Origin of the sequence: Thalassospira permensis NBRC 106175 (genome assembly GCF_000714555.1) — a bacterium.
GTDB lineage: Bacteria > Pseudomonadota > Alphaproteobacteria > Rhodospirillales > Thalassospiraceae > Thalassospira > Thalassospira xiamenensis.
On record NZ_AUNC01000012.1, the window covers coordinates 161,180 to 182,947 of the forward strand.

Sequence of the window (21,768 nt, forward strand, 5' to 3'; positions counted from 1 at the left end):
CAGAATGGTTGGCTATGCCAGTCCATTCTGCTCATTTACCAACGATGCGGCTTAATATCCTGTTTTACGATCAACAAGGCCGCGCGGGGTTTCGCCGCGTGAGATGCGATCAATATTTTCGGCGATCTGATCGACCGATTCCTCAATCCGGGTCGCGGCCGCGATATGCGGCGTGATGCGGATTTTCGAATGATCCCAGAACGGGTGGCTTTCGGGTAGCGGTTCGGTTACCGCCACATCAAGGAACGCCCCGCGCAGATGCCCGGTATCGATCAGGCGCAGAAGATCCGCCTCCACAATCATTGCACCGCGCGCGGCATTGATCACTGCGGCATTTTTTGGCAGTTGGGACAGAGTGTTTCCGTTCAAAACGCCCTCGGTTTCGGCGGTACGCGGCAACATGCAAACCAAGATGTCGGATTGTCCAAGGAACTCGTTGAGGGTTTCGGCCCCGGCATAGGTGGTTATGCCATCAATCGCCTTCATCGTGCGGCTCCAGCCGGATACGGCAAAGCCAAGCTGGGTCAGGGCGGTGGCGACCGCCGCACCAAGTGCACCCAGCCCCATCACCCCGACCCGGCATTTCGAAATACGTGCGACATCGTGCTGGGTCCAGTCGGCCTTGGCCTGCTGACGGGCATAAATATCGAAATCGCGCATGAAATGCAGTGCGGCATACAGATGATATTGCACCATCTGATCGGCCATACCGGCATCTTCAAGGCGAATGACTGGCACTTCTGTCGGAAGGCTGGGCGCTGAAAGTACATGATCAACACCCGCGCCAAGTGAGAAGATCGCCTGAAGTCCCGTCAGGCTTTTAAGCAATCCCTGCGGCTGTTTCCACAACAAGGCAAAATCAATCGTTTTGGGATCGTAATTTTCATATTGTGTGACGATATTTGCATCCTGCAGGCGGGCGACCATGGCCTCTTTCCAGCGATCATCCTCGCCCGCCGCCGCAATCAGGATGCTGGGGGTTTTGCGGGTAGCATTGGCGGAACTGGTGGCGGACATGGGCAATTCTCCTGACGGACGGATGATGTGGATCGACGATTTAGGGATGTCGCGGATACCGATCAGAACCGGCATCGCTCATATTACCTGATCATATAACGCATTGCAGGGCAAAGCGTTCCGCGACATCAAAGCCAAAGTCTGATCATCTCTGCCTGAAATGCCAATTAATGCGCAAAAATCATCGCCGGATCGCGGAATGTCTTGAATTCCAGACCATTGCCGGCCGGGTCTTCCACAAAGAAAGTTCCCTGTTCGCCCGGTTCATCTTTAAAGCGGATTTTCGGCTCCAGCAGGAATTTAACCCCCGCTTCTTTCAGGCGATCTGCCAGATCATGCCATTTATCCCATTCCAGAACCGCGCCAAAATGCGGGATTGGCACCGCATCACCATCCACATTCCCCGCGCCGGCATTTTGTCCTGCTTCGGGGCGAACATGGGCAGAAAGCTGATGACCAAAGAAATCAAAATCAATCCATGCCTCGGTCGAACGACCTTCGTCACAGCCAAGGATATCGATATAAAACGCGCGTGTATCGGCAATCGATTTAATCGGAAATGCCAGATGGAACGGGGACAGTGACATGTGAACCTCGTAACGTTAAGGAAATTGCTGCGGCCTAGGCCTTTGGTTTTCGAAGATAAATGCTGTGCAACAAATGGTCTTTCTTCGGGCCAGTTATTTTTATTTTAGTTTCGAAATGATTTTCATCATGCCAGATCATGCAATGATGATAAAAATCATCACCACAGGGATGAATGTCTCGTGCACAAAGCACATCGGCTGCATCCTCTCCAAATTGCAGCAGGACATAGCGATTGCCAAAGCTTAACGGATCGCGAAACAGAAGCTCAATCCCGGGCGGGTCTTCATGCAGAACGAAGTCGTATTCGCGGTAACCATCAAAGCGTTTGCCATCCCCGCGCTCAAGAACTCCTTCCTCCCGATAGCGTATAATTCCGGTCTTTTCAGGCTCTATCAGACGAAAAGTCACATCGCCTTTGAACTTTCCTGTGGGACCAATATCTCGCACAAGCGTCCAGTCACCCGGAAGGCTTTGGAAAATCTTAGCGGCGGACGAGATATCTCGGATCATGACATTCCGGTAAATCAAAAAGGCAGGGACGCCATAGCCGCCCTGCCCCGAATTCTAGTCTTGCAGGCGTCAACCTTAGTCTTTTGGCAACATCAGGCCCAGCTTTTTGCCGCCGATGATATGGACATGAAGATGCGGGACGTCCTGGCGGCCATGGTCGCGGGTATTGGCGATCAGGCGATAACCGTCCTCGACAACGCCTGCTGCGGCAGCGATTTTGCCGATTGCACGGGTATAGGCGATGATTTCTGCGTCCGATGCATTGGCTGCAAAGTCGTCATAGCTGGTATAGGCACCCTTCGGGATCACAAGGATATGGGTCGGGGCCTGCGGGGCGATGTCGTGAAAGGCAAGGACATGATCGTCCTCAAAAACCTTGTTGCACGGGATTTCGCCACGAAGAATTTTGGCAAAGATGTTTTGCGGATCATAGGCAGAGACGGCCATAGGGATGCTCCTGATCTTGACGGGATATGACCCTATTTATCGGTGCGGGATGCCTTTTCGGCAATACCGGAAATACCCTGACGTTCGGCCAGTATGTTCCATACATCTTCCGGCTTTACCCCTTGATCAGCCCAAAGCACGGTCAGGTGATAGAGCAGATCGGCACTTTCGGATGCTACTTTTTGAGGTGTTTCGGCAAGGGCCGCGATCACGGTCTCAACGCCTTCTTCGCCGACTTTCTGGGCGATTTTTGCCGTGCCTTTGGCAAGAAGTCTTGCTGTATAGCTGGTTTCGGGATCTGCGCCTTTGCGTTCGGAAACCACAGCGTAAAGCTGATCAAGGATATGTTTATCAGTCATAATCATCCCTCCCGGACCGGGATGCCGGCGGCTTTCATGTGGTCCTTGACCTCGCGGATACGATAGGTCCCGAAATGGAAGATCGAGGCAGCCAGAACCGCCGAGGCATGGCCTTCGGTCACACCTTCGACCATATGGTCCAGCGTCCCGACACCGCCCGATGCAATCACCGGCACATGTACGGCATCCGCAATTGATCGCGTCAGCGGCAGGTTAAAGCCCGACTTGGTGCCATCGCGATCCATCGAGGTGACTAGGAGTTCCCCGGCGCCATATTCCGTCATTTGTTTTGAAAACGAAACGGCGTCAATCCCGGTTGGTTTGCGACCACCGTGGGTAAAGATTTCAAACTTGTCCGGGCCGGTCGATTTGGCGTCAATCGAAACCACAATACATTGTGATCCGAACTTGCGTGCTGCTTCGCGCACGAAATCGGGGTTATTGACCGCGGCCGTATTGATCGAAACCTTGTCGGCACCTGCCAAAAGCAGTTTGCGAATATCTTCAAGCGAACGCACGCCGCCACCGACTGTGACGGGCATAAAGCATGCCTCAGCGGTGCGGGCAACAACGTCGAAAATGGTATCGCGATTGTCGCTTGATGCGGTGATATCAAGGAAACAAAGCTCGTCTGCGCCTTCGGCGTCATAGAAACGTGCCTGTTCCACTGGATCGCCGGCATCAATCAGATCAACGAAATTGACTCCCTTGACGACGCGACCGTCCTTGACGTCGAGACAGGGAATGACACGGGTTTTCAGCATGGTCGGTTTCCTGTTTGGGTCCGCTTAGGACAATGCCCTGATGGCTTCTGCCAGATCAATCCGGCCATCGTAAAGTGCGCGTCCGGAAATCGCGCCGTCAATCCCGGCATCGGTATGTTTGGCAACTGCAATCAGATCATCCAGCGATGAAACCCCGCCCGATACGATTACCGGGGTCGAAATCGCGCTGGCAAGGGCTACCGTGCTTTCGATATTCGGGCCGCCCATTGCACCATCGCGGTCAATATCGGTAAAGATGATCGCGGTAACCCCGCAATCCTCGAATTTCTGCGCCAGTTCAAGTGCGGTGACTTCGGATGTTTCGGCCCAACCTTCAACCGCGACATAGCCATCGCGGGCGTCAATGCCAACCGCAATACGACCCGGCCATTTTGCACAGGCTTCTTTGACAAAATCTGGATTACGCAGGGCGACAGTGCCAAGGATCACACGGGTGATGCCCTTGTTAAGCCAGTAATCAACCGTTTCCATTGTGCGGATACCGCCGCCAAGCTGGGTTTTGGCCTTGCCTGCGACCGCGGCAAGGATGCGGTCAACCGCGGCTCCATTGACCGGTTCACCGGCAAAAGCACCGTTCAGATCGACGATATGGACCCAATGACAGCCGGCAGCGACAAATTCACCGGCCTGTGCACCCGGATCGTTGTTGAATACGGTGGCCTTGTCCATATCACCGCGCAGCAGGCGAACGCATGCACCATCTTTAAGGTCGATTGCCGGATAGAGATTCACTGGTCAGTGTCCTGTATTTTTTTGGTGTAGTAGTAACCTTCGACCATTTTACCGTTGACCATTGCGTAATAGGGATTGATGCCCCAACGGACATAACCCAGCCCGTTATAAAGTGCGATGGCAGCAGTCTGGGTTTCACGAAGATCAAGTTTCAAAACCGAATAACCGCGTTCGCGCGCATAAAATTCGATGCTGCGCACGATGGCCTTGCCATTCCCGCGCCCGCGCGCCCACGGTGCCACGAAATGGCCGGTGATCTGGGCCGAATGCCGTTGTGCTTCAAGGTTGGACGGCGTTTCAAGCAACTGGGCGGCCCCGGAAATCACGCCGTCAACGCGCGATACAAACAGATGACGCCCCGGCATCAGCAAAACGCCGCGCCAGTATTTTTCCATATCCGGACGATCCGGCGGGGTCAGCCAGCCAAAACCTCCGCCTTCGACGATTGCCTGGGTACAGGCATCAACGATGTCGGAAAGGTCGCCCGCGCTCAGTTCCGTAACGCGTTCGGCGGTAACACCGGGTTCGATCGTATTGCTGGGTGCGGTCATGGTTTCCATCCCAGGAAGTTACCAATGATGGTAAGTCCCGTTTTCTGGCTTTTTTCCGGATGGAACTGGGTACCGATCATGTTGTCGCGCCCGATCATCGCCGTAAGCGCGCCACCATAATCGACCGATACCAGCCGTTCATCCGGATTTTGAACATGCATGTGATAACTGTGCACGAAATAGGCATGATCGCCATCCGATACACCCGACAACACGGAATGCGATTTGCCAGACAGATCAAGGACCAGCTCGTTCCAGCCCATATGCGGGATTTTAAGCGACGGGTCTGCGGGTTCAATTGCAACCACTTCGCCCTTGATCCAGTCAAGACCCGGGGTGTCGGCAAATTCGCGACCAACCGTCGACATCAACTGCATGCCGACACAAATGCCAAAGAATGGCTTACCACCTTTGATGACCTGCTCGTTCAGAACTTCGACCATGCCGGTAACGGCATCAAGGCCGGCACGGCAATCGGCATAGGCACCAACACCGGGCAGGACGATATGGCTGGCATTGCGGACCTTTTCCGGATCATCGGTGACAATGATATCGGCGGAAATGCCGGTTTCGCGGGCCGCGCGTTCAAACGCCTTGGCAGCAGAACGCAGGTTGCCTGAACCGTAATCGATAATCGCAACACTCATGGGTAGGGGGTGCTCCCGGATAAGGGGGTGGGCGCAGCATTTTGCAGGGTATCGTGAACAGCGCGTCCGCCACGCAGGCGATCAAAGAAACGATGTTCGGCTGCATTTTCGTTGGGGCTTGCGACAATTTCGACAAGCTTCCAGCCACCGGCCGCAAGCTTTTTGCGCCGCAAGTCATTGGCAATCAGGCCGAAACCAATGCCGGTCGCAAGGGCGAGGGCAAAATCCATTTCCGGACCGCCATCGAATAGATAGATCACAAGATTGCAAATCAGCGATACGCCGATCAGACCAAAAAAAGCGGCCCACAAACGATGATAAAGCGCCCAGATGCCGCTAAAAATAAAGGCCCAGAAATTAAAGCCTTCGCGGATCAGGATCGCATTTTCCATCGGATTTGCATCGCCGGGATGGGTATGGACTGTGTAAACCTTCATCGAAAACCGACTTCCTGTTCCAGGTGATGCATCACCCGGTCATTCGGATCAGACCAGGGGCATCTGGCGGGTTAAAGCGACCCGCCGAGAACACCCTTGGTCGAGGGAATGGCATCGGATTTGCGCGGATCGATTTCGATCGCGGCGCGCAGGGATCGTGCCAGCGCCTTAAAGGCACTTTCGACGATATGATGGTTGTTATCGCCATACAGATTTTCAACATGCAGCGTCAGGCCAGCAGCCTGTGCAAAGCCCTGGAACCATTCGCGGAACAGTTCGGTGTCCATATCCCCGACCTTGTCGCGAGTAAACTCGACATTCCAGATCAGATAAGGACGGTTTGAGCAATCCAGCGCCACACGTGTCAGTGCCTCGTCCATCGGAAGCAGGCAACTGCCGTAACGATTGATGCCCTTTTTATCGCCCAGTGCTTGCGAAAACGCCTGACCGATTGCGATGCCTGTATCTTCGGTGGTGTGATGGAAATCGATATGCAGGTCGCCCTTGGCCCGGACTTTAAGGTCCATCAGGCTGTGGCGTGAAAGCTGTTCGAGCATGTGATCAAGGAAGCCAATCCCAGTCTCGACATCGTATATGCCGGTCCCGTCAAGATTAAGCTCGACCGTGATCTGTGTTTCGTTGGTATTGCGCTCTACGCGGGCCTTGCGCATGCAAAGCTCCTTTCCTGCAGGTATCAATGCATCTGTTGGGTCGTATTTAGCAATAACAGCAGCGAAAAGCCAGTTTAACCGGCTAAGTATTGGCCACAAAACGTAACCGGTATTTGTCATTGTTAAACTGTCCGGTTTGATGGCTTAGACAAAGTCGAACTTGTCGACGTCAAACAGGCCCTTGTCCGTCATTTTCAGGTGCGGGATTACCGGCAAGGCCAGGAAAGCGACCTGCAGGAACGGTTCTGGCAGGATGCAACCAAGATCCTTGGCGGCAGCGCGCAGCGTGATCAAGTCATTCTCGACCACCTCAAACGGTTCCGTACTCATCAGTCCGGCAACGGGCAACGCCAGTTCGGCCGTGATCCTGCCTCCATCTGCAACGGCAAAGCCGCCACCCAGTTCAATCAGGCGATTGACCGCGGCGGCCATGTCGGCGTCATTGGCACCAACCACAGTGATATTGTGGCTGTCATGCCCGACCGAAGATGCAATTGCCCCGCGTTTCAAACCAAAACCACGGACGAAACTGCGCCCAATATTGCCGTTCTTGCCGTGGCGTTCGACAACGGCCACCTTGATCACATCCTTTTCAAGATCGGGTTTAAGGCCGTTATCGCCAATTTCAAGGGTGGCTTCATCCCGGAAGGTCAGGATCAGGCCCGGTTTGACGCGTATCACAGGCGTTTGGTTCTGACCCGGTTTGGGTTCGGCCATGAATGCCTCGGCGGTGACCGGTTTGGCCTTCATCGAGGTCAAGCCAATTGGCGCAACGGTTTCGCGGGCATCAAACAGACCGTTGGTGACCAGACGGCCACCGGCAATCACATCGCTGACCGCACAGGTTTCCAAATCATCAAGTATGGCGATATCGGCCCGCCAGCCTGGCCCGATCAGTCCGCGGTCACGCAAGCCGAAAATGCGGGCCGCTGAATACGATGCTGCGCGATAGACATGATGGATCGGGCAATTACGTTCTTTTAAATGACCGATTAATCGCTCAATAAGACTATCAAGATGACCTTCTTCACCAATATCAAGCGGATTGCGGTCATCTGTGCATAGCGCAACGAAGCTTGACGTATTTTCATCCAGAATTTCGGCAAGTGCCTCAAGATCCTTTGAAACAGACCCTTCGCGGATCAGGATTGCCATGCCCTTGGCAAGCTTTTCGCGCGCTTCGGCGGCTGATGTTGCTTCGTGGTCGGTGCGGATGCCTGCGGCCATATAGCCGTTCAGTGCTGTGCCCAGAACCAGTGGTGCGTGACCGTCAATGTGACCATCCTGAAAGGCTTCAAGCTTGGCCATGATGCGGGTATCAAGGTTCAGCACACCCGGATAATTCATCATTTCGGCCAGTCCGACGACCTTGGGATGGTTTCGGAATGGCAGAAGATCATCGATTTCAAGCTGCGCACCCGATGTTTCAAACCCGGTTGCCGGAACGCAGGATGACAGATTAACGCGGATATCCATCACGGACCGTTCGGCGCAATCCAGGAAGTATCTGATCCCGTCCGCTCCCAGCACATTGGCAATTTCATGTGGGTCACACAGGGCCGTGGTCACACCGTGCGGCAAGACGCAGCGATCAAATTCAAACGGCGTGACAAGCGAGCTTTCGATATGCAGGTGCGTGTCGATAAAGCCCGGGACGGCGAATTTACCGGCACAGTCAATTTCGCGATCGCCTTCGTATTTGGCATGGGTGCCAACAATCCGGTCACCCACAATGGCAATATCGGTTTCAGTTACCGTGCCGGTAATGACATCAAGCAATCCGATATTGCGCAGGACCAGATCGGCCTTGATCCGGCCCTGACCGGCCAGAATACATTTGCCAAGTTGGGTTTGCGCAAGGGCAGGATTGCTCATGATTATTTTCCTTTGTTCTTTGAAATTCTTTTATGGTCCAAGGGTAAAGCATGTGGCGGTAATACGTCCTGAATTTTTTGCATTCCATCGCATTGAAACAGTGTTTGTGATCCGGGGATGGTGGTTCGCGGGGCTTGGCCCTTGACCGGGCTGTTGTGCGTGCTAACTCTTGATCGAACGCATTGGATGAAAATCTAGGGATTATTTATGAGCGAAAAATCGCAGCCGAGCTGGCATGGCACGACGATCCTGTCGGTGCGCAAGGGCAATGAAGTGGTGGTTGCCGGTGACGGTCAGGTTTCTTTGGGCCAGACCGTGATCAAGGGCAACGCCCGCAAGGTGCGCCGTATCGGCCAGAAAGGCGAGATCATCGTCGGATTTGCCGGGGCGACGGCGGATGCCTTTACCCTTTTGGAACGTCTTGAAGCCAAGCTAGATCGTCATCCGGGCCAGACCATGCGCGCCTGTGTCGAGCTGGCCAAGGACTGGCGCACGGATCGTTATCTGCGCAAGCTTGAAGCAATGATGGCGGTGGCCGACAAGGATGTTTCGCTGGTCCTGACCGGGATGGGCGATGTTCTTGAACCGGAAGACGGCATTATCGCCATCGGATCGGGCGGTAATTATGCTCTTGCCGCGGCGCGGGCCTTGATTGATCTGGACCTGAGTGCCGAGGAAATTGCCCGCAAAGCCATGGCGATTGCCGGTGATATCTGTGTTTATACCAATGACAGCGTTACGCTGGAAAAGATCGAGGATGCGAAATAAGGGTGCCGTTTCGGGCCTGACATCGCATTTCCGTCGCAAGAACTAACGGATAAATTTAATGACCCAACATTTCAGCCCGCGCGAGATCGTATCCGAGCTCGATCGCCATATCATCGGTCAGAAAGATGCCAAGCGGGCGGTCGCCATTGCCTTGCGCAACCGTTGGCGCCGCCAGCAGCTTGACGACACGATGCGCAATGAAGTGCTACCCAAAAACATTCTGATGATCGGCCCGACCGGTGTTGGCAAAACCGAAATCGCCCGGCGTCTTGCCAAACTGGCAGAGGCGCCGTTCATCAAGATCGAAGCCACCAAATTCACCGAAGTTGGTTATGTCGGTCGTGATGTTGAACAGATCGTTCGTGACCTTCTGGAAGTGTCGCTGGACCTGACGCGTGAAAGCATGCGCAAGAAAGTCCGTGCCAAGGCCGAAATGCAGGCCGAGGAACGCATTCTTGATGGTCTGGTTGGTGAAAATGCCTCGGCTGATACCCGTCAGAAATTCCGCAAGATGCTGCGAGAAGGCGAATTGCAGGACAAGGAAATTGAAATCCCTGTTCAGGAAAACAGTTCTTCTTCGATGCCGACCATTGATATTCCCGGCATGCCAGGCGCACAGATGGGGATGCTGAACCTGTCGGATGTGTTCGGCAAGGCCTTCGGCGGCCAGACCAAACCAAAACGCATGACCGTCGAGGAAGCGTTTGAACGCCTGATCGACGAGGAAGGCGACAAGCTTTTGGATATGGACAAGGTCACCGCCGAGGCCATCGAAAACGTTGAACAGAATGGTATCGTGTTCCTTGACGAGATCGATAAGATCACCGCGCGTTCCGAGCGTGGCGGTGATGTATCGCGCGAAGGTGTGCAGCGCGATTTACTGCCGTTGATCGAAGGGACAAGTGTCTCGACCAAACATGGTACGGTCAAAACCGACCATATCCTGTTTATCTGTTCGGGGGCATTCCATCTTTCAAAGCCATCGGACCTGCTGCCGGAATTGCAGGGCCGTTTGCCAATCCGGGTCGAGTTGAAAGCCCTGACCGAGGAAGATTTCCGCCGTATTCTGCTGGAACCGGAAGCATCGCTGATCAAGCAGTATGTCGCACTGCTGAAAACCGAGGATGTTACGCTGGAATTCGCCGACGATGCGGTTGATGAACTTGCCCGTATTTCGGCCAGCGTCAATGAAACGGTGGAAAATATCGGCGCACGTCGACTGCATACGGTGTTGGAAAAGCTTTTGGATGACATCAGCTTTACCGCAACTGACCGCGGCGGTGAAACGATTAAGATTGATGCGAATTACGTCCGCGAGCAGGTCGATGGCCTTGCCAAGGATGCGGATCTTTCGAAGTTTATTTTGTAATCGAGATGTTCGATTAGGGCAGATACACAAAGGGCTAGCACGATGTTGCTAGCCCTTTTACTTTAACCCTGCGCGGTTTGATCTTGGACTATAATTAGGGCATGTATATTGAATGGGTACGGTCATGTCATATGACATTGTTTATCTGGCAGACAGGCCTGATTGCGTTGATGCCTGTGCGGCTTGGGCATATGGGCGTTGGGGCGTGCAAAAGACTGAGAGTAGTCTTGAAAATGCCAGGGCTTACTTTGCTCAATGCAGTCAGAAGGACGGTCTTCCGATGACTCTTCTGGCGATCAACCGCGATACCAACCTGCCGATCGGGATGATTAGCCTTTGGCCGCAGGATGGGCAGGAATGGCCGGATAAAACCCCATGGATTGCTGCAGTCTATACGCTTTACCGCTATCGCGGGATGCGCATTGCAACAACGCTTGTCGAGCGTATCCTGCAAGAAGCAAAACGTTTTGACTTCGATATTGTTTATCTTCAGGCCGGAAGTGCTGCCGGGATGTATCGAAAATTGGGATTTCGCGAAATTGAACGCAGAGATGCGAGTACTGCTGCCGCAGGTCATGAAATCCTGTTCTGCAAGGATATGTGATTGTTGCCAAAAGCGGTTCAGGCGGTATGGAGTTTGCGGATATTATCGCTGGCCTTGGCGGGCAGATAGACGGTGAATACCGAACCAACCCCCTGTTCGCTGTCGATGATCATGGTGCCACGGTGGCGTTGCACCAGATGTTTGACGATGGCAAGACCAAGACCGGTGCCGCCAACGGCACGCGACCGTGCCGTATCGACCCTGTAAAACCGTTCAGTCAGGCGTGGCAGATGTTCGCGTGCGATTCCGTCGGAATGATCCCGGACGGCAACGGCCAGAACACGGTCATGCCGGTAACGGGCCAATGCACCCGGGGTGTTTTTGGCCAGTGTGATCGATACATCAATACTGGTTTTGGGATGTCCGTATTTGATGGCGTTTTCGACCAGATTGACAAAAACCTGGGTCATTTCCTTTTCCTCGCCAACAATTTCGGTGTTGTCGAGGTCGCAGGAAATCCTGATTTCCATGCCCTTGGCTTCGGCCTTCATCGCCAGTGTCTGGGCGACTTTGTCGATGATCTTGCCGATATCGCAATCATCAGATGGCGGTGTATGTTCGTTCAGCTCAATCCGTGCAAGTGACAGCAAATCTTCGATCAGGTGCTGCATACGCTGGCCTTGATCACGCATGACCGGCAGGAACTGGTGCAACGCATCGGGATCGTCCTTTGCCGGGCCTTCAAGCGTTTCGATAAAGCCCAGCAACACCGAAAGCGGGGTGCGTAGTTCATGCCCGGCATCGGTCGCGAAATCGGCGCGCATCTGTTCAAGTTTGCGAAGCTCTGTTAGGTCCGAGAAGGACAGAACAAAGTTCCGGTCCCCGGTTGCGGCTGGCAAGCGCGCGGTCAGAACATCGAAATGACGATGGGCGTCGCTTGCCAGAACGAATTCGGCATGTTTCATCTGTTCGCGTTCGCCCGCGACATCATCAAAGGCATCAAGCAGGATCGGATCGCGGATATAGCGTGTCAGATCGCGACCGATTTCCAGATTGTGGAACAGGCCGCGTGCCGCCTGGTTAAAACCGGTCACAACGCGTTGCCGGTTGACCATCACAACCGGGTTCGGCAGGTGATCAAGGATTTCGGCATCGGTGCTGGTCTGGGCTTCAAGATGGGCGATGCGTTCGCGAAATGCGTTGGTGATCTGGGTATAAAGGGACGACAGCTCGGACGCCGCACCGAAAAAAAGATGCTGTGGCGGGGTGCCGCGGAACTTGTCACGCAATGCGGTGGCGTAACGCGCAACACGGCGCAGATCATCGAAATAGATACGTAAAACCCCGGCGACACCGACCCACGCCAAGACCGCACACAGAATCGCTGTGCCCCAGCCAAGCAATTCCATCGATGCCAGTACGATAAAGATCGCAGCATTCGGGAATGCAACCGCAAATGCGGTCATTAACAACTGGCGAAAGCCCAACGGATGCTCCTGATGTCGGGTACCCCAGAGGGTACGCATTAACGCATGCAAAAAATTTCGACTAAAATGATTATGCGCCGGTAAAGATCAAATAAAAGTTAGATGACAGTTTTCAAGTATTGGAAAAGCTTGAAAAAATACGTCGTCTGAACCCTGATCATACAGGTGTATAATCCGATTTTGCCAAAAAATCTGCGAATGCGCCAGCACGGCCATCCCGCGTCGGTTTCGACTTCAGATAGAAATCAGATAATTTCGGCACCTTCGTCAAACGCTAGGCGAGGGCTGCGATCAAACAGTTTTGAGGGGTCGCCATAGCCGATATTGATCAGGAAATTGCTTTTGACCGACGTGCCCGCGAAGAATTCTCCATCAACCTTGGCATTGTCAAAGCCTGACATCGGGCCGCAATCAAGTCCAAGGGCACGTAACGCCAGAATGAAGTAGGCTGCCTGTAATGTTCCGTTACGAAACGCAGTGGTGGCAATCAGGTCATCATTTCCTGAAAACCACGATTTTGCATCTGTGTGCGGGAACAGTTTCGGTAATTTTTCATGGAATTCGATGTCATAGGCAATGATGGCTGTGACCGGAGCTGCCAGGGTTTTTTCCCGATTTCCTTCGGAAAGTGCCGGTTCGAGACGTTGTTTGGCGTCCTGTGATTTAACAAACTTGATGCGCATCGGCTCGCAGTTGGCGCTGGTCGGGCCCATAACCGTGAGGTCCCACGCCTTTTTCAGAAGCGCTGTATCGACATCGCGATCCTGCCAGCCATTGTGGGTTCGAGCTTCATTGAAAAGAATGTCCAGTGCGTCTGAATCCAGCATGCGAATCTCCGTTAATACTGCGGTTGAATTGAGTGCCTTTCAGGTAGGTTGCAGTGAACTATACACAAGCCGAGTGACGAAATTGTGGAAAAACAATTGGTTCGCTGGTAGGTTCACAAAAAACATAATTACCGGAAACCATAAAATGAAGACTGTGGTTTTGGGGGCTGCAGTGACCAATGAGTGGGGTCGCAAAAAGATGGATGTGGCAATGCAAGCACAGACCAATGGGCAGCAAACTTCTGATGCTGTTGCGCGAGCCAAACGCGCAAATATGTTTCGTTGTATGGTATTCGGCACGGCCTTTGCGGTCGGTCTGACATTTGGTGTCTCGCCGGGCATGGCTCAGAATGCCGATACAAGCGGTACTGCAACGGAAATCCAACCTCCTGCTGCTGATGTGTTGCAGTCTGATAATCGCCAAAGCAACAATGATGCCTCCGGTGACGTACAGGCACCATCGGGTGATGCGACGTCGGCCGTTGTGTTTATGTATCATCGGTTCGCGGAAACCGATTTCCCGTCGACCAATATTCGTGGTCCGCAGTTCGAAGCCCATATCCGCGAACTGACAAGTGGCAAATATACGGTCATGGGCATCCCGGAAATCATTGATGCCATGCAAAATGGCAAAGGACTTCCAGATTATGCCGTCGGTATTACGGTAGATGACGCCTACCGTTCGGTTTATGACGTTGCGTGGCCAGCCTTTAAAAAGCACAATATCCCGATGACGGTATTCGTCGCGACCGAGCAGGTTGATGCCGGGTACGAGAACTACATGACCTGGGATATGTTGCGCGTACTGGTCAAAGACGGGGTAACCATTGGCGGCCACAGCCAGCATCATTCGCACTTGCCAAGCTTGCCAATCGAGGAAGTGAAGGCCGAACTTGCGCATTCGGCGCAGCGTTTCAAGGAAGAACTGGGCTTTGTCCCGGACATCTTTGCATATCCGTATGGCGAGGCCAGCGACGAAGTTGTCGCAGCGGTCAAGGAAGCCGGTTATAAGGCGGCATTTGGCCAGCAAAGCGGCGCGATGAGTACGGAATCGGATATGATGTATTTGCCGCGCTTTGCCATGAACGAGAATTACGGCGAAATGGACCGCTTTATTCTGGCGGCAAATTCCCTCCCGTTATCGGTCAGCGATGTGACACCGCCAAATTACACGCTTGAACGTAATCCGCCAGCATTCGGCTTCACCCTCAAGCAGAAGGCAGCCCACATAGCCTGTTACCCTTCCGAGGGCGAACCGACCATGAATCGGCTGGGCGATGAGCGGGTTGAAATCCGTCTGGATGCCCCGGTTTCATCGGGGCGGTGGCGGATCAACTGTACTTCGATGGGGCCGAATGGACGGTGGCGCTGGTTTGGAATGCTTTATACTGTTCCCTGATAAGTAATTGAAAATCAACAATGAAATGGCGCCATGGGTTTTACGAACCTGTGGCGTTTTTTCTGATCACTTTGGACGCTTGCGCGTAATCAACGGAGAAGGTAGGTTAATCACACTTATTCAACGTAAATAGCTGGTAACCACAGTGCAGGCAGGAAAAAATATCCTTCTGATCATCTCGGGCGGCATTGCCGCCTATAAGGTTCTTGAGGTGATCCGGCGGTTGCGCGACCGAGATATTAATATCCGCGCGATCCTGACCAAAGGCGGTGCAGAGTTCGTTACACCGCTGTCGGTGGCCGCCCTGACCGAGAACAAGGTTTATCAGGATCTTTTTTCTCTGACCGATGAGGCCGAAATGGGCCATATCCGCCTGTCGCGTGAGGCCGACCTTGTTCTGGTCGCTCCGGCAAGTGCCGATATCCTTGCGAAAATGGCCACCGGACAGGCGGGTGATCTTGCAACGACGGCCCTGTTGGCTACCAACAAGCCGGTGATGGTCGTTCCGGCGATGAATGTCGAAATGTGGAACCATGCCGCGACACAGGCAAATATCGCGACCCTTGAAGGGCGTGGCGTGATGCGTGTCGGGCCGGCGGCGGGTGATCTGGCTTGTGGTGAAACCGGATCGGGTCGTTTGGCAGAACCTGCTGAAATCATCGCAGCGGTTGTTGATTTTCTTGAAGGACAGCCGGTTTCAAAACCGCTTTCAGGGAAAAAGGCTGTTGTAACCAGTGGCCCGACATACGAGCCGATTGATCCGGTGCGCTACATCGCCAACCGGTCTTCGGGCAAGCAAGGGCATGCGATTGCCGCGGCTCTTGCTGCGGCGGGTGCAGATGTGACGCTGGTTAGCGGCCCGGTAAGCCTGCCTGATCCGATGGGTGTCAAAGTTGTGCGTATTGAAACAGCCCGCCAGATGCTTGATGCGGTGCTGGCCGCCCTGCCCGCCGATATCGCGGTTTGTGCTGCCGCAGTTGCAGATTGGCGCGTTGCCGAAGAAGCAGGTCAGAAGCTTAAAAAAGATGGCTCTGGTGTGATTGCAGACCTGAAGCTTTCGGAAAATCCGGATATTTTGGCGACACTCAGCCAGAAAGGTCCTAAACGCCCGCAATTGGTTATTGGTTTCGCTGCCGAAACGGAAAATGTCATCGAACATGCCCGCGCCAAGCGCGCGCGCAAGGGGTGTGACTGGATTCTTGCAAATGATGTCGCCCCTGGAACCGGGACCTTTGGCGGTGATCATAATGAAATTTTCCTGATTTCCGGGGTGGATGCCACCAGTGACGAAACCTGGCCTCGCCAGGGCAAGAACGGTGTGGCGCGGGCGCTGGCAGAACGAATTATCCAGCATTTTGCATGATATTATGGATTTAACCCGGTCAGTGTTTGTGTGGCATTGCAACGCATCTGACCAGAAAAGTGAAGACAAGGATTGTTTATGACGCGTTTGACTGTCGATCTGAAACAGCTGCCCCATGGTGCGGATTTTCCGCTGCCCGATTATGCCACCGCACAGTCGGCGGCCGTCGATTTGCAGGCAGCGATTGACGATACGCTTGTGATTGCACCGGGCAAACGGGCCATGGTTGCAACTGGTATTGCGATTGCCCTGCCCGCCGGGTTCGAAGCACAGGTTCGCCCGCGTTCGGGGCTGGCTGCGAAAAATGGCGTCACGGTTCTGAACAGCCCGGGGACGATCGACGCGGATTATCGCGGTGAAATCAAAGTAATCCTGATCAATCACGGTGACGCGGCATTCACCATCGAGCGGGGTATGCGCATCGCCCAGCTTGTGGTCGCACCGGTAACCCAGGTGGCGTGGAATGCGGTTGCCGATCTGGATGAAACGGCGCGTGGTGCCGGTGGCTTTGGATCGACCGGTGTTGCTGCACCGGCGGTAAAAACGGTCTGATTGCCGTAAATACAGCAGCAATATCATCGAAAGCATTTGGGTTATCTGATGATGTTGCTGCGTTGTGAACTCTGATAATCGCCAGTCCCGATATTTCCGGGGGGATCAGCGGGACTGCAAGGGGAGCATGAAAGAGACGATGTTAAAACTGTCAAAGAAGATGCTGTTCGCCATAGAGGCGGTGGTGGACATCGCCTATAACGCTGCGGGTGAACCGGTGCAAAGTCGCGATATCACCGCACGTCAGGGCATTCCGAAACGTTATCTTGAACAGACCCTGCAACAGTTAGTGCGTGCCGACATTCTGGTCGGTGTGCGCGGTCCGCGCGGCGGGTATCGTCTGGCACGTGAACGTCGGCGCATTACCCTTGCCGATATTGTATCCGTCATCCGGTCAATGGAAACATCCGATGACCCGATCGAGGATCCGGCAGGATCGCCGTTGGGTAAGGAAGTTGTCCGTCCGCTTTGGCGGGAATTGCAGGACGAAATGATGGTGGCGCTGACCCGGATCACGGTCGAGGATCTTTGCAACCGTGCGCGTGACGCAGGTCTGCGCAGCGGGATTGAGGAATCACCGGATTTCATTATTTAGTCGTCGGAACGGGCTGCGGATTGTTGTATCGTTAAACCACAAGAATCCTCTGCGGTTCATATCCAATACACAGGCATCGGAAACCGGCCAAACCAGATTTTGCGTAAAAACTGTTTAAGCCCAATTGACTTGGGTATTAAACGGGATAAATACAAATCAAGAATGTGGTTGGTTTTAAATTACAAGAAATTGCGAGGAAAACATGACTGAGTTTCGCGGCAAGATTTACGACAGCATCATCGACACCATTGGTGCGACGCCGCTGGTTCGTCTTTCACGTCTGGCAGCGGCCGAGGGTGTGAAGGCCGACCTGATTGGCAAGCTTGAATTCTTCAACCCGCTGGCCTCGGTCAAAGACCGTATCGGTCTCGCAATGATCGAGGATGCCGAAAAGTCCGGTCGGATCAAGCCGGGTGCAACACTGGTCGAACCGACATCTGGCAATACCGGTATCGCGCTTGCTTTTGTTGCGGCGGCCAAGGGTTATAAACTGATCCTGACCATGCCCGAAAGCATGTCGCTGGAACGCCGCAAGATGCTGATGCTTTTGGGCGCGCAGATTGACCTGACCCCGGCAGCCAAAGGCATGAAGGGTGCTGTTGCCCGCGCCGAGGAACTGGTCGCCGAGATTGATGGCGCGATCATGCTTCAGCAGTTTGAAAACCCGGCAAACCCGGAAATTCATCGCAATACGACGGCCGAGGAAATCATCAAGGATACCGCAGGCAAGATCGATATCTTTGTTGCCGGTGTCGGTACTGGCGGGACATTGACCGGTGTTGGTGAAGTCCTGAAAAAACATAATCCGAATATCCAGATCGTCGCGGTCGAGCCCGAAGACAGCCCGGTTATTTCCGGTGGCGCACCTGGACCGCATAAAATCCAGGGCATTGGTGCCGGTTTCATTCCAGGTAACCTTCATACCGATGTGATTGACAAGGTCATGACGATTGGCAATGAAACCGCCTTTGCCACCGCACGCAAACTTGCCAGCATCGAAGGTCTGCCGACCGGGATTTCGTCCGGTGCGGCCGTTGCTGCCGGTATCGAGCTTGGCCAGTTGCCGGAAAACGAAGGCAAACGTATCGTGATCATCATTCCGAGCTTTGCCGAACGTTATCTGTCGACCCCGCTGTTCGAAGGTCTGCAGTAATCCGGTTTTGCTGACCGACGCATCTTAAGAAGGCCCGGATTTTCCCGGGCCTTTCTTGTCTGTGCCATGCGCGCTATATGCAATGGCAGACCCGTTTGGCATGAATGAAAGAAACCGCCTGTGAGTGATTTTGATTTCAGCGAAAATGAAGTGCAGCGCTACGCCCGGCATATCGTTCTGAAGGATGTTGGCGGCACAGGGCAAATGAAGCTGAAGCGCGGGCGGGTGCTGATTGTCGGCGCGGGTGGACTTGGATCGCCATTGGCGATGTATCTGGCCGCGGCCGGGGTTGGCAGCATCGGGATCGTCGATGCGGATACGGTCGAACTTTCCAATCTGCAGCGCCAGATCGCGCATGGCATGAAAGACCTTGGTACGCCCAAGGTCGAAAGCGCCAAATCAACCATGCTTGATATGAACCCGGAAATCACCGTGCAGACGCATAATGTGCGGCTTGATGCGTCCAATGTTATGGACCTGATTGCGGATTATGATGTGATTGCCGACGGGTCGGACAATTTCGAAACACGATTCCTGCTAAACGATGCATGCTATTTTGCGGGCAAAACACTAGTGTCGGGTGCGGCCCTTCGGTTTGACGGGCAGGTTTCGACATTCAAGGCGCATCTGGGCGATCCGCATCCCTGTTATCGCTGCATCTATCACAGCCCACCGCCCGAGGACGCCATTCCGTCCTGTGCGCAGGGCGGTGTTCTGGGCTCGGTCGTGGGCATGATTGGCGGGATTCAGGCAACCGAAATTCTCAAGGAACTGATGGGGATTGGCGATGGTTTGTCTGGCAGGCTTGTGATTGTCGATGCACTTGGTGCATCCTTCCGAAAGATTAAAGTCCCGCGTGATCCGGGCTGCCCGCTTTGTTCCGAAAATGCCAGTATCAAGGACCTGTCCATTCATGAGCACTGAAAACGCGAAACAGTCGGAAAGCCCAAGGAAATTGTCACTGGTGGTGTTTTCAGGAAGCTTTGAAAAGGTTCATTACGCACTCGTATTGGCGTCGGCTGCCCTTGCATCCGGGCGTGAGGCCACCCTGTTTTTCACTATGGAAGCCAGTCGTGCGGTCCTTGCGCCGTCGGGCTGGCGTCATCTTCGGACCGAGGCCGAGGGGGCAACTGCAACCTCGATTGACCTTAGTTATTCGATGCGCGGAATTGGCACTTTCGAGGAATTGCTGTCGGCCTGTGTGGCACTGGATGGCAAGTTCATGGTCTGCGATATGGGTCTTCGTGCGCTTGGCCTTGAAAACGAAGCAAAGCGCGAAGAGCTTAAAATCGAAACGGGCGGCGTGGTAACGTTTCTGAATGATGCCCATCAACAGGGCGAAATGCTGTTTATCTAAGACGTTGAAGAATTCAGTTGGTGCTTGTCAGTAGTTTGATGCCAAGTCCGGCAAGACACAGGCCCACACCACGTTCAATCCAGATTTTAATAGCTGCGATGCGCGCTTGCACCGAAGGCAGTGTCAACGCGACCGCGACCAGTGCAAACCAGATCATGTGGCATGCCGCGATATACAAACCGTAACCGATTTCCATCAAAACCGGTGTATCGGGTGAAATCATCTGACTGAACAATGAAACTATGAACAGCATCGTCTTGGGGTTAAGGGCATTGCAGGCAAAACCGATCCAGAAAGCGGATCCGTTCCGTTTTTGATTTTCTTCCGGCCTGTTGGTGCTTTTGTTTGTCATTCGGGTCTGAAGTGCCGCGGGTCTTGGCGAAAATAAAGCCCGAATATCTGGCCAAAGTGCGGATATCCCCAGCCATATCAGATAGGCAGCACCCAGATAGCGCAAGCTGGTCAGAACCCAGACATTACTGGCAAATACAACGCCAAGCCCGATCAGCGTATAGGCCAGATGTACTGAAACACCGCTGCCGATCCCGATAGCGCACAGAACACCAGCGCGACGACCCCGTGTAAGTGCAATACGCGTCACCATGGCGAAATCCGGTCCGGGGCTGATAACGGCAAGAATGGTGATGATGGCGACGGCAATGACTTCGATCTGGGCAATGGCTGGCATGTTCGTGGTCCTTGATCTGTGAGCTTATTCAGTATCAAATTGAAAAGATCACCAGAAAATCGAAAATTCGTGGGAAATTTCGTGAGTAATTTTCACAGAAAGCGCAATCTGCCGCCACTTGCTGCGTTACCTGCCTTTGAGGCGGCCGCACGGCATCAAAGCTTTTCGCGCGCCGCCGAAGAATTGCACCTGACGCATGGTGCGATTAGCCGTGCAGTCGCGCAGATCGAGGAACGGCTGGGTATTGATCTGTTTGTTCGTCGCAACCGGCGTGTCTGGTTGACCCCGGCAGGCGAAAGGCTTTTCAAGTCGGTCGTAACAGCGCTGGACGGGCTTGATGGCACGGTCGAGGAAATTCACCGCCATGACAGTGCATCGCCGATCCTGTCAGTATCGTGCGAACCAAGCCTCGCCATGCGCTGGTTGATGCCAAGGCTGGGTGCTTTTCGCGAAGCCAATCCTGACTTGAATATCGATCTAAGGCTGGCTGGTGGGCCGGTTGATCTGCTGGTTGAGGGATGCGATCTGGCGATCCGGCGGGCTGATTTCGGCATTGCCGAGGATTACGAGGTAACCCGCCTTTGGCCGGAATTTGCCGGGCCGGTTTGTGACCCGAATTGCTGGGAAGATATTCTGGTTCGCGATTTGTCCAATGCGCGATGGTTGCATAGTCGTACGCGGCCGGATGCCTGGGATATCTGGAGGCGGGCGAGTGGGAGTAATAGCAGCCCGGCAAGCGAGCAATATTTCGACCATTTCTTTTTTACACTTCAAGCCGCCGTCAATCGTTTGGGGACTGCAATCGGGCCTTTGCCGCTGGTTTATGATGATCTGTTGGCTGGCCGATTGGTTGCGCCGTACGGTATGGCGCCTACCGGCTATGACTATGTCCTGATTACATTGGATAGACCGGGGCGCGACCCGCGGATTTTGCGATTCTTTGACTGGCTGATGGCCGAAGCCAAGGGAATTGAAAGCGGAGTCGTGCCGCAAGACTGATTGATATCGGGTTGCCCGATTGACCGTTGGCGGAACAATGCACGAACA

At 53.9% G+C, this 21,768-nt stretch carries 26 protein-coding genes; 11 read left to right on the forward strand and 15 right to left on the reverse strand.

Annotated features, from left to right (window positions below; all coding sequences use genetic code 11):
* Positions 1–51: 51 nt before the first annotated feature.
* The 12 genes from SMB34_RS07910 to ade form a co-directional block, all read right to left on the reverse strand.
* Positions 52–1,017, reverse strand: coding sequence for a 2-hydroxyacid dehydrogenase (locus SMB34_RS07910; protein ID WP_240478779.1), 966 nt, complete (start codon positions 1,015–1,017; stop codon positions 52–54).
* Between the two features lie 167 nt (positions 1,018–1,184).
* Complete coding sequence (locus SMB34_RS07915; RefSeq protein ID WP_037989069.1) at positions 1,185–1,604, reverse strand: VOC family protein; 420 nt, start codon at positions 1,602–1,604, stop codon at positions 1,185–1,187.
* 34 nt (positions 1,605–1,638) lie between these two features.
* Positions 1,639–2,115, reverse strand: coding sequence for a DUF6314 family protein (locus tag SMB34_RS07920; protein WP_037989072.1), 477 nt, complete (start codon positions 2,113–2,115; stop codon positions 1,639–1,641).
* Positions 2,116–2,190: 75 nt separating this feature from the next.
* Positions 2,191–2,562: a histidine triad nucleotide-binding protein gene (locus tag SMB34_RS07925; protein WP_037989075.1), complete on the reverse strand. Its 372-nt coding sequence runs from the start codon at positions 2,560–2,562 to the stop codon at positions 2,191–2,193.
* Positions 2,563–2,594: 32 nt separating this feature from the next.
* The gene (locus SMB34_RS07930; protein ID WP_037989257.1) at positions 2,595–2,921 is read right to left on the reverse strand and encodes a phosphoribosyl-ATP diphosphatase; all 327 of its coding nucleotides are present in this window, start codon (positions 2,919–2,921) and stop codon (positions 2,595–2,597) included.
* Positions 2,922–2,923: 2 nt separating this feature from the next.
* Positions 2,924–3,685, reverse strand: a complete 762-nt coding sequence (gene hisF / locus SMB34_RS07935) for an imidazole glycerol phosphate synthase subunit HisF (protein WP_037989077.1) — start codon at positions 3,683–3,685, stop codon at positions 2,924–2,926.
* Between the two features lie 24 nt (positions 3,686–3,709).
* Positions 3,710–4,438, reverse strand: a complete 729-nt coding sequence (gene hisA, locus SMB34_RS07940; protein ID WP_037989078.1) for a 1-(5-phosphoribosyl)-5-[(5-phosphoribosylamino)methylideneamino]imidazole-4-carboxamide isomerase — start codon at positions 4,436–4,438, stop codon at positions 3,710–3,712.
* A complete protein-coding gene (locus SMB34_RS07945; RefSeq protein WP_037989259.1) occupies positions 4,435–4,989 on the reverse strand; it encodes a GNAT family N-acetyltransferase in 555 nt (184 codons plus the stop codon). Before SMB34_RS07945 ends, hisA begins: the two co-directional genes overlap by 4 nt.
* On the reverse strand, positions 4,986–5,636 hold the full coding sequence (gene hisH, locus SMB34_RS07950; protein WP_037989080.1) for an imidazole glycerol phosphate synthase subunit HisH: 651 nt from the start codon (positions 5,634–5,636) through the stop codon (positions 4,986–4,988). The genes SMB34_RS07945 and hisH overlap by 4 nt, the downstream gene beginning before the upstream one ends.
* Positions 5,633–6,073, reverse strand: a complete 441-nt coding sequence (locus SMB34_RS07955; protein ID WP_037989081.1) for a DUF2628 domain-containing protein — start codon at positions 6,071–6,073, stop codon at positions 5,633–5,635. Before SMB34_RS07955 ends, hisH begins: the two co-directional genes overlap by 4 nt.
* A gap of 71 nt (positions 6,074–6,144) precedes the next feature.
* A complete protein-coding gene (gene hisB / locus SMB34_RS07960; RefSeq protein ID WP_007088464.1) occupies positions 6,145–6,744 on the reverse strand; it encodes an imidazoleglycerol-phosphate dehydratase HisB in 600 nt (199 codons plus the stop codon).
* A gap of 144 nt (positions 6,745–6,888) precedes the next feature.
* The gene (gene ade, locus SMB34_RS07965) at positions 6,889–8,619 is read right to left on the reverse strand and encodes an adenine deaminase (protein WP_037989084.1); all 1,731 of its coding nucleotides are present in this window, start codon (positions 8,617–8,619) and stop codon (positions 6,889–6,891) included.
* Positions 8,620–8,826: 207 nt separating this feature from the next.
* On the opposite strand from ade, the gene hslV reads away from it, so the two are divergent.
* The 3 genes from hslV to SMB34_RS07980 all read left to right on the forward strand — a co-directional run bounded on the left by hslV (position 8,827) and on the right by SMB34_RS07980 (position 11,360).
* Positions 8,827–9,387 carry an ATP-dependent protease subunit HslV gene (hslV, locus tag SMB34_RS07970; RefSeq protein ID WP_007088462.1) on the forward strand — a complete coding sequence of 187 codons (561 nt, stop codon included), beginning with the start codon at positions 8,827–8,829 and terminating at the stop codon, positions 9,385–9,387.
* 58 nt (positions 9,388–9,445) lie between these two features.
* Positions 9,446–10,756, forward strand: coding sequence for an ATP-dependent protease ATPase subunit HslU (gene hslU / locus SMB34_RS07975; RefSeq protein ID WP_007088461.1), 1,311 nt, complete (start codon positions 9,446–9,448; stop codon positions 10,754–10,756).
* 124 nt (positions 10,757–10,880) lie between these two features.
* Positions 10,881–11,360, forward strand: coding sequence for a GNAT family N-acetyltransferase (locus SMB34_RS07980; protein WP_167332747.1), 480 nt, complete (start codon positions 10,881–10,883; stop codon positions 11,358–11,360).
* A 17-nt stretch (positions 11,361–11,377) separates the two neighbouring features.
* Here the strand turns inward: SMB34_RS07980 and SMB34_RS07985 are convergent, their stop codons facing one another.
* The gene (locus SMB34_RS07985; RefSeq protein WP_037989263.1) at positions 11,378–12,787 is read right to left on the reverse strand and encodes an ATP-binding protein; all 1,410 of its coding nucleotides are present in this window, start codon (positions 12,785–12,787) and stop codon (positions 11,378–11,380) included.
* Between the two features lie 245 nt (positions 12,788–13,032).
* Positions 13,033–13,614: a malonic semialdehyde reductase gene (locus tag SMB34_RS07990; protein WP_007088459.1), complete on the reverse strand. Its 582-nt coding sequence runs from the start codon at positions 13,612–13,614 to the stop codon at positions 13,033–13,035.
* Positions 13,615–13,759: 145 nt separating this feature from the next.
* Between SMB34_RS07990 and SMB34_RS07995 the strand changes: the two genes are divergently transcribed.
* From SMB34_RS07995 to SMB34_RS08025, 7 genes are all read left to right on the forward strand, one after another.
* Positions 13,760–15,013: a polysaccharide deacetylase family protein gene (locus tag SMB34_RS07995; protein ID WP_037989086.1), complete on the forward strand. Its 1,254-nt coding sequence runs from the start codon at positions 13,760–13,762 to the stop codon at positions 15,011–15,013.
* A gap of 145 nt (positions 15,014–15,158) precedes the next feature.
* Entirely contained in the window at positions 15,159–16,376 is a 1,218-nt protein-coding gene (coaBC, locus tag SMB34_RS08000) for a bifunctional phosphopantothenoylcysteine decarboxylase/phosphopantothenate--cysteine ligase CoaBC (RefSeq protein WP_007088457.1), read from the forward strand.
* Positions 16,377–16,454: 78 nt separating this feature from the next.
* Positions 16,455–16,928: a dUTP diphosphatase gene (gene dut / locus SMB34_RS08005; protein ID WP_007088456.1), complete on the forward strand. Its 474-nt coding sequence runs from the start codon at positions 16,455–16,457 to the stop codon at positions 16,926–16,928.
* 139 nt (positions 16,929–17,067) lie between these two features.
* Positions 17,068–17,523 (forward strand): RrF2 family transcriptional regulator, encoded by a 456-nt coding sequence (locus tag SMB34_RS08010; RefSeq protein WP_007088455.1) that lies wholly within the window; start codon positions 17,068–17,070, stop codon positions 17,521–17,523.
* Positions 17,524–17,725: 202 nt separating this feature from the next.
* Positions 17,726–18,676 (forward strand): cysteine synthase A, encoded by a 951-nt coding sequence (cysK, locus tag SMB34_RS08015; RefSeq protein WP_007088454.1) that lies wholly within the window; start codon positions 17,726–17,728, stop codon positions 18,674–18,676.
* A gap of 120 nt (positions 18,677–18,796) precedes the next feature.
* The gene (locus SMB34_RS08020) at positions 18,797–19,600 is read left to right on the forward strand and encodes a HesA/MoeB/ThiF family protein (RefSeq protein ID WP_037989088.1); all 804 of its coding nucleotides are present in this window, start codon (positions 18,797–18,799) and stop codon (positions 19,598–19,600) included.
* A complete protein-coding gene (locus tag SMB34_RS08025) occupies positions 19,590–20,033 on the forward strand; it encodes a DsrE family protein (protein WP_037989090.1) in 444 nt (147 codons plus the stop codon). Before SMB34_RS08020 ends, SMB34_RS08025 begins: the two co-directional genes overlap by 11 nt.
* Before the next feature lie 13 nt (positions 20,034–20,046).
* Here SMB34_RS08025 and SMB34_RS08030 read toward each other — a convergent pair whose 3' ends face one another.
* Positions 20,047–20,721, reverse strand: coding sequence for a LysE family translocator (locus SMB34_RS08030; protein ID WP_007088451.1), 675 nt, complete (start codon positions 20,719–20,721; stop codon positions 20,047–20,049).
* Positions 20,722–20,802: 81 nt separating this feature from the next.
* On the opposite strand from SMB34_RS08030, the gene SMB34_RS08035 reads away from it, so the two are divergent.
* Positions 20,803–21,720, forward strand: a complete 918-nt coding sequence (locus SMB34_RS08035) for a LysR substrate-binding domain-containing protein (RefSeq protein WP_007088450.1) — start codon at positions 20,803–20,805, stop codon at positions 21,718–21,720.
* Positions 21,721–21,768 lie beyond the last annotated feature (48 nt).

Bases quoted from the DNA above. Each gene is read 5' to 3' on its own strand.
- SMB34_RS07955 (WP_037989081.1), bottom strand. From the start codon at position 6,073: ATGAAGGTTTACACAGTCCATACCCATCCCGGCGATGCAAATCCGATG.
- SMB34_RS07925 (WP_037989075.1), bottom strand. From the start codon at position 2,562: ATGGCCGTCTCTGCCTATGATCCGCAAAACATCTTTGCCAAAATTCTT.
- SMB34_RS08030 (WP_007088451.1), bottom strand. From the start codon at position 20,721: ATGCCAGCCATTGCCCAGATCGAAGTCATTGCCGTCGCCATCATCACC.
- SMB34_RS08025 (WP_037989090.1), top strand. From the start codon at position 19,590: ATGAGCACTGAAAACGCGAAACAGTCGGAAAGCCCAAGGAAATTGTCA.
- hisF (WP_037989077.1), bottom strand. From the start codon at position 3,685: ATGCTGAAAACCCGTGTCATTCCCTGTCTCGACGTCAAGGACGGTCGC.
- ade (WP_037989084.1), bottom strand. From the start codon at position 8,619: ATGAGCAATCCTGCCCTTGCGCAAACCCAACTTGGCAAATGTATTCTG.
- SMB34_RS07980 (WP_167332747.1), top strand. From the start codon at position 10,881: ATGTCATATGACATTGTTTATCTGGCAGACAGGCCTGATTGCGTTGAT.
- hslV (WP_007088462.1), top strand. From the start codon at position 8,827: ATGAGCGAAAAATCGCAGCCGAGCTGGCATGGCACGACGATCCTGTCG.
- dut (WP_007088456.1), top strand. From the start codon at position 16,455: ATGACGCGTTTGACTGTCGATCTGAAACAGCTGCCCCATGGTGCGGAT.
- SMB34_RS07910 (WP_240478779.1), bottom strand. From the start codon at position 1,017: ATGTCCGCCACCAGTTCCGCCAATGCTACCCGCAAAACCCCCAGCATC.
- SMB34_RS07995 (WP_037989086.1), top strand. From the start codon at position 13,760: ATGAAGACTGTGGTTTTGGGGGCTGCAGTGACCAATGAGTGGGGTCGC.
- SMB34_RS07990 (WP_007088459.1), bottom strand. From the start codon at position 13,614: ATGCTGGATTCAGACGCACTGGACATTCTTTTCAATGAAGCTCGAACC.
- hisH (WP_037989080.1), bottom strand. From the start codon at position 5,636: ATGAGTGTTGCGATTATCGATTACGGTTCAGGCAACCTGCGTTCTGCT.
- SMB34_RS07930 (WP_037989257.1), bottom strand. From the start codon at position 2,921: ATGACTGATAAACATATCCTTGATCAGCTTTACGCTGTGGTTTCCGAA.
- cysK (WP_007088454.1), top strand. From the start codon at position 17,726: ATGACTGAGTTTCGCGGCAAGATTTACGACAGCATCATCGACACCATT.
- hisB (WP_007088464.1), bottom strand. From the start codon at position 6,744: ATGCGCAAGGCCCGCGTAGAGCGCAATACCAACGAAACACAGATCACG.
- SMB34_RS08010 (WP_007088455.1), top strand. From the start codon at position 17,068: ATGTTAAAACTGTCAAAGAAGATGCTGTTCGCCATAGAGGCGGTGGTG.
- SMB34_RS07920 (WP_037989072.1), bottom strand. From the start codon at position 2,115: ATGATCCGAGATATCTCGTCCGCCGCTAAGATTTTCCAAAGCCTTCCG.
- SMB34_RS07945 (WP_037989259.1), bottom strand. From the start codon at position 4,989: ATGACCGCACCCAGCAATACGATCGAACCCGGTGTTACCGCCGAACGC.
- hslU (WP_007088461.1), top strand. From the start codon at position 9,446: ATGACCCAACATTTCAGCCCGCGCGAGATCGTATCCGAGCTCGATCGC.
- SMB34_RS07915 (WP_037989069.1), bottom strand. From the start codon at position 1,604: ATGTCACTGTCCCCGTTCCATCTGGCATTTCCGATTAAATCGATTGCC.